We start from the raw sequence: 8530 nt of genomic DNA, 5'->3' as shown, positions 1-8530 counted from the left end.
GCTGTGGGGGCCGGTGCTGTGGGGACCGGTGCCGTGGGCGGCGGCACCGTGGGCGCGCCCGGCGGCGGTTTGAACGGCCCGTTCGGCGACGCCGGCGGCGGGGCGGTCACGCCGCCGAACAGCTCGCGGTAGGCGGCGGACGACCGCGGATTGCCGCCGCACGACCAGACCCCGTGCGGGCAGTAGTCGGTGATCGACTGGTACACGACATCGTGCGACATGATCCAGTCATGCATGCCCCGAATGAATTCGGGGTTGTCGGAATTGCGGAACAGGCCCCATTCTGGGAACGAGATGCGCTTGCCGTGCGCGGCGGCGAAATCGGCCTGCGCCCGCAGCCCGTACGGCTCGTTCACGTAATCGTCAAACGACTTGCCCGGCGGTTGGTCATAAGTGTCGGAGCCGATGATGTCGACGACGTCGTCACCCGGATAGCACTCCGTCCACGGAACCGCGTCCCGGCCCCGCGTCGGTGCGAAATCGAATCGGAAACGCGCGCCCGGCACCGAGCGCATGGTCGCGACGATCCGCCGCCAGTACACCTTCCACGCGCGGGGGTTCGGCGCGCACCGGCCGCCGTAGGTGTCCCCGTTCATCTCCCAGCCGAGGACGATCACCGCGTCGCCCGCGCCCAGCCGCACGAGCCGCCGGGACAGGATCCGGTAGTGGGCGTCGAACGCGCCCGACGCGCCGCCGCGCAGCAGCGAGTCCAGCACCGGCAGCGGGATCCACGCCTCGTTGGGGGCCATCATCGGCACATTGACCACCAGCAGCCGGCGCGGGTCGGCCGCCTTCCAGCGGGCCCACGGCGTGAGCAGCCCGTGCGGGCCCTCGATCTCGTGCCAGTCGTCGCCCGGCAGGTAGGTGCGGCCGACCGTGACCGTCGAGCCGAGCCACCGCTGGAACCGGGCGACCCGGGCCACCCCCTCCGCACCGGAGCCCAGAAACGCCCCCAACGGCACATACGACGGTGACCTCTGAACCGCCTGCGGTCGCAGCCAGGTCGCCATCGTGGACGCCGCGAGCAGGGCCACGACGGCGAACGCGGCCAGAAGTGGAGGGAGCGGACAGAACGGAAACGGCCTTTTCCGGCGAGGTCCGAAAGGCCGCCCGGCTGAATGGATATCCGCAGCTCCCATGCGTATCGTATGCCCTTGGACGTCCGCCGCGAAAAAGTCGTCCGGACGGAACAGGCCGAGAATTTACGTTAGGAAGGTCGTCGTGCGCCACATTCCCTGGGAATACGCCTGACGATATGTTCTTCGACACCCGTACCCCGCAGCGGACCCGCCTCGACACCGGCCTTCCCGTCCTGCTGCTGCGCACCGACCGCAACGTCTTCCACCACGGGACGCTCGCGGCGATCCGCAGTCTCGGCCGCGCCGGCGTGCCCGTCCACGCGATCATGGAGGGGCGGGCCACCCCCGCCTCCCGCTCCCGCTACCTGCACCGCGGGCATCCGTGGGCGCCGCCCGCCGCCTACCCGGCCGAGATGCTGAGCCACCTGCGCGCGATCGGCGCGCGCATCGGCCGCGAGACGCTGCTCGTCCCGATGGACGACGCGGGCGCGATCTTCGTCGCCGAGCACGCGGACGCGCTGCGGCCCCGCTTCGCCTTCCCGGACCAGGATCCGGACGCCCCCCGCCGCGTCGCCGACAAGTCCCTGCTGCGGGACGCCTGCGCCGAGCACGGCATCACCTGCCCGCCCAGCCGGATCCCCGCGTCCGCCGCCGACGTCGACGAGGCCGCCGACGCGTTCGGGCTGCCGATGATCGCCAAGTGGTCGCGGCCCTGGCGGCTCGGCACCGGGCTGCGCAGCACCACGCTGGTCCGCACGCGCGGCGAGCTGCACCGGCTGTACGCCGCCACCCGGCGGCGCGACCCCGACGGCGACGCCGGCCCGCTCATCCTGCAGCGCCGCGTCCCGGCGGGCGGTGGCGACTGGTTCTTCCAGGGCTACTTCGACGCGAACCTCGACTGCCTGTACGGCGGCATCGGCCGCAAGCACCTCGCGCACCCGCCGCAGGCCGGGCACACGGTCGTGGGGCAGTGGGTCGCCAACGACGAGCTGTACCGGCTCGCGGTCCGGATCGTCCGGCAACTCGGCTGCCGCGGCCTGGTCGACCTCGACTTCCGGCTCGACCAGGACGGCGGCTACCACCTGCTCGACTTCAACCCGCGGATCGGCGCGCAGTTCCGGCTGTTCACCGACTGCAACGGGCTCGACCTCGCCCGCGTCCTGCACCTGCACCAGTCCGGCCGCCGCGTCCCGGACGCGAGTCCGGCGATCGGCCGGCGGCTGCTGGTGGAGAACCACTACCTCCAGCAGGCGGCCGGACGGCGGCCGCTGCGCGCGGGAGCCCTCCGCCCGCTGCGCGAGGCCGACGAATTCGCCTGGTACGCCGCGGACGACCTGCCGCCCTTCCTCGCGATGGGGCGGCGGAGCCTGCTCCGCGCGGTCGAGCGGCTCCGCACCAGGTAACACCACAACACACGGGGGAATGAGACATGAGCGACTCGGCCAGCGACGTCGTCATCGCCGGCGCCGGGCCCTACGGGCTGTCGACGGCCGCCCACCTGCAGAACCTCGGGCTCGACATCCGGATCATCGGGGAGCCGATGCGGTTCTGGGAGGCGAACATGCCCGAGGGCATGTTCCTGAAATCCGAGCCGTTCGCGTCCAACCTGGGGTCGCCGCAGCCGGGGATGCGGTTCACCGACCTGCACCCCGGCTGGCGGATCGGGCAGCCGATCCCGCTGGAGACCTTCGTCGAGTACGGCCGCTGGTTCGCCGCCGAGGCCGTCCCGCAGCGCCCGGGCGACCGGGACGCGCAGGTCGTGAACGTCGAGCGGGGGCGGCCGGGCGGCTACGCCGTCACGCTGTCCACCGGCGAGACGATCGCGGCGCGGGCCGTGGTGGTCGCGGTCGGCGTCGGCCCGTTCGCGCACATCCCGGAGGAGCTGGCGGGCATGCCGTCCTGGCTCGTCTCGCACGCCAGCGCGCACCGCGACCTCAGCCTGTTCGCGGGCAAGGAGGTCGCCGTGCTCGGCGCCGGGCAGTCCGCGCTGGAGACCGCGGTGCTGCTCGCCGACGCCGGCGCGCACCCGCACGTCATCGCGCGGCGGCCGGAACTCGACTGGAACACGGTGCCGCAGGAGCGCCGCTCCCTGCCCGACCGGCTGTTCGGCGGGCCCCGCTCCGGCCTCGGCACCGGGTACCGCACCTGGCTGTGGGCGGAGCGGCCCGGCATCGTCCGGTACCTGCCGGAGGCGACTCGCCGCCGGATCGTCCGCGAGACGCTGCCGCCGGCCGGCTCCTGGTGGCTGCGCGACCGGCTGGACGACCGCGTCCGGGTCACGACCGGCCACCGGCCCGCGAAGGCGGTGGAGCAGGAGGACGGCCTCGCGCTCACCACCGTCGACCGCTCCGGCCGGCGGCTCGTCACCGAGGTCGAGCACGTCATCGCCGCGACCGGCTACGTCCCGGACGTGGCCCGGCTCGGCCTGCTCGCCCCGGACCTGCGCGGCCGCATCGCCACCCGGCTCGGCGCGCCGGTCCTCAGCCGCGACTTCGAGGCGTCCACGCCCGGCCTGTACTTCGCGGGCCTGGCCGCGGCCGCCACGTTCGGCCCCGTCATGCGCTTCGTGCACGGCGCCGACTTCGCCGCGACCCGGATCTCCCGGCACATCATCCGCCGGACGCCGCGCATGCGCCCGCCCGCGCCCCGCCCGGCGCACGCCCTGGAGCCGGACGCGTCCCGCCGGTAAGAACCGCGCCACCTCGTTGATCTGCGGCGTGTTGTTGCTTCCGACGCGTTCATAACAACAACACGCCGCAGGTCAACGCACCCGGTGCATCGGCCGGGCCGGCCCCGGGAGGTATTTCGTCCTCCCGGGGCTGGGTTGTGGGGTGAGGATCTTCCTCCGCGGCCCGCTCGGGTGCGCTAGTACCTGACGGGCCGGGCGCGGCGGCGGGCGCGCTCGGTCCGGGCGGACGCGATGGACCAGTGCACGCGCCAGTACAGCGTCCAGGCCGGGGCCAGCTCGCGGCCCGGCTTCGGGCGCTGATCGGCGGGGACGCCGGCGAGCGCGATGCGGACGAGGTCGGCACGGGTGAGGAAGCGGTGGACTTCGCGGCGGGGGGCGCGCGGCCGGCGCAGCGGGCGGAACCGGGTGATCGCGGACGAGGCGTTGGGCAAGGGAGCTCCTCCGTGGGGCGGTCGGTGACCGCTCGCTCACCGACTGTAGCGCATCCGATACCGTTCGCCATACTTCTCCCGGGTCTCGGGCGGCTGCGCCGCGGAACGGATGAGTACGGCAAAGCGGGCGTCGGTCGACCGGAAAACCGGGTGCGGTCAAAGGCGGGTTCACGGGCCGGTAAATGATTCCGGGACACGCCGGGCAAGAGAACAATGGCTTCTTGCGCCGGCCGCGCCGGGTGTTACGTTCGACCGGACCTCGAATAGGCGACAAGGAGGACCGGCCGTGGAATGCGCATCGATCCAGTGCGGGGCGATTCGCCCGCAGGGTCGGTCGCGGCATGCCCTCGTGCCCGTTCTCCTGCGCCTCGCCGCCATTGTCGGGTTCGCGGTCGCCGGGTGGCTCGCGCTCTCCGCGCTGAACGACTCCGCGTTCGCGGCCGAGCGCCCGCACGCGGTGGGCGCGGCCGACGAGGGGTCGGCCACGCTCCGGCATTTCACGTCGAAGCCGGGCTGGTACACGATGACCGAGGACGTGCGCGACATGGGGAGCGACCCCATGCGCTACGTCCGGTCGCGGCAGCACGACCTGTTCGACGACAAGGACCGGGCCGTCGGCCACGTGCGGAAGGCGGCCGACGCCGCCGGCGTGCCGCGGCTGCGGCTCCCGGACCTCCGGCCCGAGCGGCCCGTCCTCGGCGGGCTCGCCACGAAGGCGACCGACACCCGGCCCGTCAGGCGGCCGGACGCCGGCGCGCGGCCGGAGCACCAGGACACCGCCGGTACTTCCCGCCGGGCGTCCAAGGGCGCCGAGTCCACGTCCGCGCACCCGAACACCGCCGCCAAGGCGGCCGCGGCGCCGGCGGCGAGCGACTGCTCGCGCTGCCGCGATGACCGTCACACGCCCGCGCACGGGCCCGTGCAGCCCGGCCAGGAGGCCCCGCAGGGCGGCGGATCGACGGGCGGGCACCCGCTCACACCCGTCGCCGACCTGCCTAACCGCCGGCATCCGGCGGCACCGGCCGCCGCGGACGCCGGCACCTTCCGGCGCACGGCGCTGACCGACGTGGCCGCTCCGGGCGGCCCGTCCGTCGTCCCCGACTAGGACGATCCCCGTCCGGCCGTGAACGGCCGGCTCACGGCGGCCGCGTGCGCGCAGCACGCCGCCCGCCCCACTGAACCCTTCTCCACGCGCAACGGCCGAGCCCCGGCCGCTGCCAGTGCTGCGCCCACCCGGACGGTGCCGCGCAGCGATCACCACCGATGCAACGACAGGAGCAACACACCATGCGAAAGTGGGCAAAGAGCACCTCCCGCGCCGCCCTGGTGGCCGCGGGCGCCCTCACCATCGGAGCCGCCTTCGGCTCCGGAGCCGCGGCCGGCGCCGCCGCGTCCTACGGCGGCGGCGGCCACGGCGGCGGCGTCGACATGACCTCGTTCGGCAACATCGGCGTGCTGAACGGCAACCAGGTGTTCGCGCCGATCAGCATGCCGATCAACGTGTGCGGCAACGCGGTCGCGATCGCCGGGCTCGCGCAGGCGCAGTGCAAGGGCGGCGCCTCGGTGTCGTCGCACCGCTCGGGCGCCTACCGGACGGCCGGCGGCTGGGCCGGCGGCTGGGACGGCGGCTGGGACGGCGGCGGCGACGGCTGGGAGCACGGCAAGTCCGTGCACATGCAGACGGCCGGCAACTTCGGGGTCGCCAACGGCAACCAGGTGTACGCGCCGATCAAGCTGCCGATCAACGTGTGCGGCAACGCCGTCGCGGTGCTCGGGCTCGCGCGGGCGCAGTGCGAGGGCGGCGCGTCGGTGAAGGGGACCGGCGGCCGCGACGTCGACATGAAGTCCGCGGGCAACTTCGGGCTGCTGAACGGCAACCAGTTCTTCATCCCGATCAGCGTCCCGATCAACGTCTGCGGCAACGCCGTCGCGGTGCTCGGCCTCGCCGAAGCGCAGTGCAAGGGCGGCGCGAGCGTCGGGGGCGGCCACCACGAGCCGCCGCACATCCCGTGGAAGCCGGTGAAGAAGCACAAGAAGCACAAGAAGCACTACAAGCCGTCCAAGCACCGCCCGGCGGCCAAGCACAAGAAGCTGCCCTCGACCCTGCGGGCCGACGGCCACCGCACGGCCGACACCGGCGTGAACTACCGCACCGCGGACGGCCTGCCCGGCGTCCAGCAGCTGCTGGCCACGGTCGGGAGCGTCACCAACCTGGGCGGGGTGAACCTCCGCTCCGGCCAGGTGGGGCCGCGCAGCGGCGCCGGGGCGCCCGTCCGGATCGGCTCGCCGGTCCTGCACTGACCACGCGCCGGCCCGGATGACGATCCACCGGCCGGCGGACGAGGAGAGGGGGCGGCAGACGTGTCGCCCCTTCCCCATGCAAGCGGCACTCCAGATCGATGGGGGCTCACCATGCTCAACCTGAAGGCAGTGGGGGCGGCGGTCGTCGCGGCGTTCTGCTGCGCGCCCGTCGTGGGCGTCCCGCGGGCGCAGGCGGCCCCGGCGCTGCCGGCGGCCGTCGCCGCGCGTCCCGAGAAGGGCACGCGGCTCGGGCAGATCCGGATCAAGCGGATGAAGCTGAAGGCGGACGTCCGGCAGGGCGTCGGCCAGGCGGTCCTGCGGCGCGGCGCCGGCCACTACCCGGGGACCGGCGTCCCCGGACGGGACGGCAACACGGTGCTGCTCGGCCACCGGACGACCTGGCTGCACCCGTTCAACAAGCTCGACCGGATGCGGCGCGGCGACGAGATCGTCCTGCGCTGGGGCCGGACGACCTACGTGTACCGGGTGCGGACCAAGCGCGTCATCGACCCGGGTGACCGGCGGGCCCTGGAGCCGGTGCCGTTCAGGCGGCGCAGCGCGCCCCGCGGCCAGTACGTCACGCTCATCACCTGCACCCCGAAGGGCTCGGACCGGCACCGCCTCGTCGTCGTCGGCAAGCTGCGGCGCAAGCGCTGATCCGGGCGCTGACCGAAGGTCGGACGCTGGACGGCGCGGTGCGGCTCCGCGCCGTTCAGCGGCCGCCGTAGAGGGCGATCAGGCCGTCGTGGTCGCCCTTGCCGAGGGTGGCGGGGCCGCCGTCGCAGGACGCGATGGACGGCGCCATAGTCAGGTTCTCGTGCTCGATGCCCTCGACGTGGGCCAGCCCGAGGACGTGGCCGGACTCGTGCGTCGCGACGGCTTCGGCGGAATAGCTCCCGGCCGGGCACGAACCGTCCGTCCACCATCGCTTGCCCTGCGTCTGCAGCGCCATGTCGCTCTCGACGGTCGCCGTGCCCTTGAACCAGGTGCAGGTCGCGGCGAGGACGTCCCTGCCGGCGTCCGGCATGGCCTGCCAGCCGAACGTGTTGGCACCGTCCCGCTTCCCGCAGTCGGCGGCGCCGGTGACGTTCGGAGGCTGCGCCGCCTGCCCGGCGTAGTGCTCGGCGATGTCCGGCGGCGGGGTGAAGCGGCCGCCGGGGTCGCAGTCGGTGCGGGAGCCGACCACGTTGGCGATGCCCTTGGCGATGGGGTCCCGGGACAGCCCGGACGTCCCCGCGGAGTAGCGCCACTGGACGGTGGTGCCCTTCGGCCACTTGCTCGGCTCGGAGCGGTGCGTGCCGTCCGCGCAGGCGGCGGCCGGCGCCCGGAAGCCGCGCGGGCGGCCCTGCGGCACCCGTCCGCCGCGCGCGTCGATGGTGATCTCGCCGTCCCGCTCGTCCACCCGGATGCGCAGCTCGGCGGCGCCGTCGGTGCGCAGCTCGTGCGCGACCAGCGAGGTCCCGTCGGCCGGGACGACCGCCGCGAGCCCGTTCGGGCCGCGCACCGTCCGGCCGCGCAGATCGCAGTCGGCGATCTTCACCCGGCGCGGCATGGCGCGGGCGGACAGCGTCCCGCCCGGCCTGCACCACGCGGGCCCGGCGGAGGTCGGCGCGGTCAACCCGGTGCCGGTGAACGCGGTGCCGGTGAACGCGGTGCCCGCGAGCGCCGCGGCGGCCGTCACGGCCCCCACTCGCCGGACCGCCCGTGGATAGTCGCGCATAGCATTCTCTCCGATGTGCGGGAACGTCCCCTGGCAGTCTTTCGTGGGGCCGGAAAAGGGAAACGGCCGCTATCTAAAATGATCACCATCTCGGCGGACGTGCCTTTCCTCGATGACCGTCCCGATGGGCGTTTGTCGGGAAATCGGCGGCGCGCCACGTGGAGAACGGTGTAAGAATCAGGTAAATCATCCTTCATAATATGGCAAACGCGTTTATTGTCCCCCCATGCGGAAAAGCAGCAAGTAATCCGGCAACTCGGGATCAAACAGAACACCGTTGCCGAGAGGCGGGTGCAGGACCCACCTCCCC

At 73.5% G+C, this 8530-nt stretch carries 8 protein-coding genes; 5 read left to right on the top strand and 3 right to left on the bottom strand.

Features of this window, described 5'->3' with window-relative positions; genetic code table 11:
* A partial coding sequence (locus tag E1284_RS35645; RefSeq protein WP_207924137.1) for a glycoside hydrolase family 26 protein occupies positions 1-956 on the bottom strand: 956 nt, incomplete at its 3' end.
* Positions 957-1255: 299 nt separating this feature from the next.
* On the opposite strand from E1284_RS35645, the gene E1284_RS35640 reads away from it, so the two are divergent.
* Both E1284_RS35640 and E1284_RS35635 read left to right on the top strand, forming a co-directional pair.
* Positions 1256-2482 carry a carboxylate--amine ligase gene (locus E1284_RS35640; protein WP_131944569.1) on the top strand — a complete coding sequence of 409 codons (1227 nt, stop codon included), beginning with the start codon at positions 1256-1258 and terminating at the stop codon, positions 2480-2482.
* Between the two features lie 26 nt (positions 2483-2508).
* Positions 2509-3768 carry an FAD-dependent oxidoreductase gene (locus E1284_RS35635; RefSeq protein ID WP_131944568.1) on the top strand — a complete coding sequence of 420 codons (1260 nt, stop codon included), beginning with the start codon at positions 2509-2511 and terminating at the stop codon, positions 3766-3768.
* 176 nt (positions 3769-3944) lie between these two features.
* On the opposite strand, the gene E1284_RS35630 is transcribed toward E1284_RS35635, so the two are convergent.
* The gene (locus E1284_RS35630; protein ID WP_131944567.1) at positions 3945-4199 is read right to left on the bottom strand and encodes a hypothetical protein; all 255 of its coding nucleotides are present in this window, start codon (positions 4197-4199) and stop codon (positions 3945-3947) included.
* 349 nt (positions 4200-4548) lie between these two features.
* Between E1284_RS35630 and E1284_RS35625 the strand changes: the two genes are divergently transcribed.
* From E1284_RS35625 to E1284_RS42060, 3 genes are all read left to right on the top strand, one after another.
* Positions 4549-5304: a hypothetical protein gene (locus E1284_RS35625; RefSeq protein WP_131944566.1), complete on the top strand. Its 756-nt coding sequence runs from the start codon at positions 4549-4551 to the stop codon at positions 5302-5304.
* Positions 5305-5486: 182 nt separating this feature from the next.
* The gene (locus E1284_RS35620) at positions 5487-6500 is read left to right on the top strand and encodes a chaplin family protein (protein WP_165965555.1); all 1014 of its coding nucleotides are present in this window, start codon (positions 5487-5489) and stop codon (positions 6498-6500) included.
* A 111-nt stretch (positions 6501-6611) separates the two neighbouring features.
* Positions 6612-7157 (top strand): class E sortase, encoded by a 546-nt coding sequence (locus E1284_RS42060; RefSeq protein ID WP_165965554.1) that lies wholly within the window; start codon positions 6612-6614, stop codon positions 7155-7157.
* Between the two features lie 55 nt (positions 7158-7212).
* Here the strand turns inward: E1284_RS42060 and E1284_RS35610 are convergent, their stop codons facing one another.
* Entirely contained in the window at positions 7213-8220 is a 1008-nt protein-coding gene (locus E1284_RS35610) for a matrixin family metalloprotease (protein WP_131944564.1), read from the bottom strand.
* Positions 8221-8530 lie beyond the last annotated feature (310 nt).

Source organism: Actinomadura bangladeshensis (genome assembly GCF_004348335.1).
Lineage (GTDB): Bacteria > Actinomycetota > Actinomycetes > Streptosporangiales > Streptosporangiaceae > Spirillospora > Spirillospora bangladeshensis.
This window is presented reverse-complemented; position numbering and strand designations above follow the sequence as displayed.

Coding starts and splice junctions, on each gene's coding strand:
- E1284_RS35620 (WP_165965555.1), top strand. CDS start 5,487: ATGCGAAAGTGGGCAAAGAGCACCTCCCGCGCCGCCCTGGTGGCCGCG.
- E1284_RS35610 (WP_131944564.1), bottom strand. CDS start 8,220: ATGCGCGACTATCCACGGGCGGTCCGGCGAGTGGGGGCCGTGACGGCC.
- E1284_RS42060 (WP_165965554.1), top strand. CDS start 6,612: ATGCTCAACCTGAAGGCAGTGGGGGCGGCGGTCGTCGCGGCGTTCTGC.
- E1284_RS35635 (WP_131944568.1), top strand. CDS start 2,509: ATGAGCGACTCGGCCAGCGACGTCGTCATCGCCGGCGCCGGGCCCTAC.
- E1284_RS35640 (WP_131944569.1), top strand. CDS start 1,256: ATGTTCTTCGACACCCGTACCCCGCAGCGGACCCGCCTCGACACCGGC.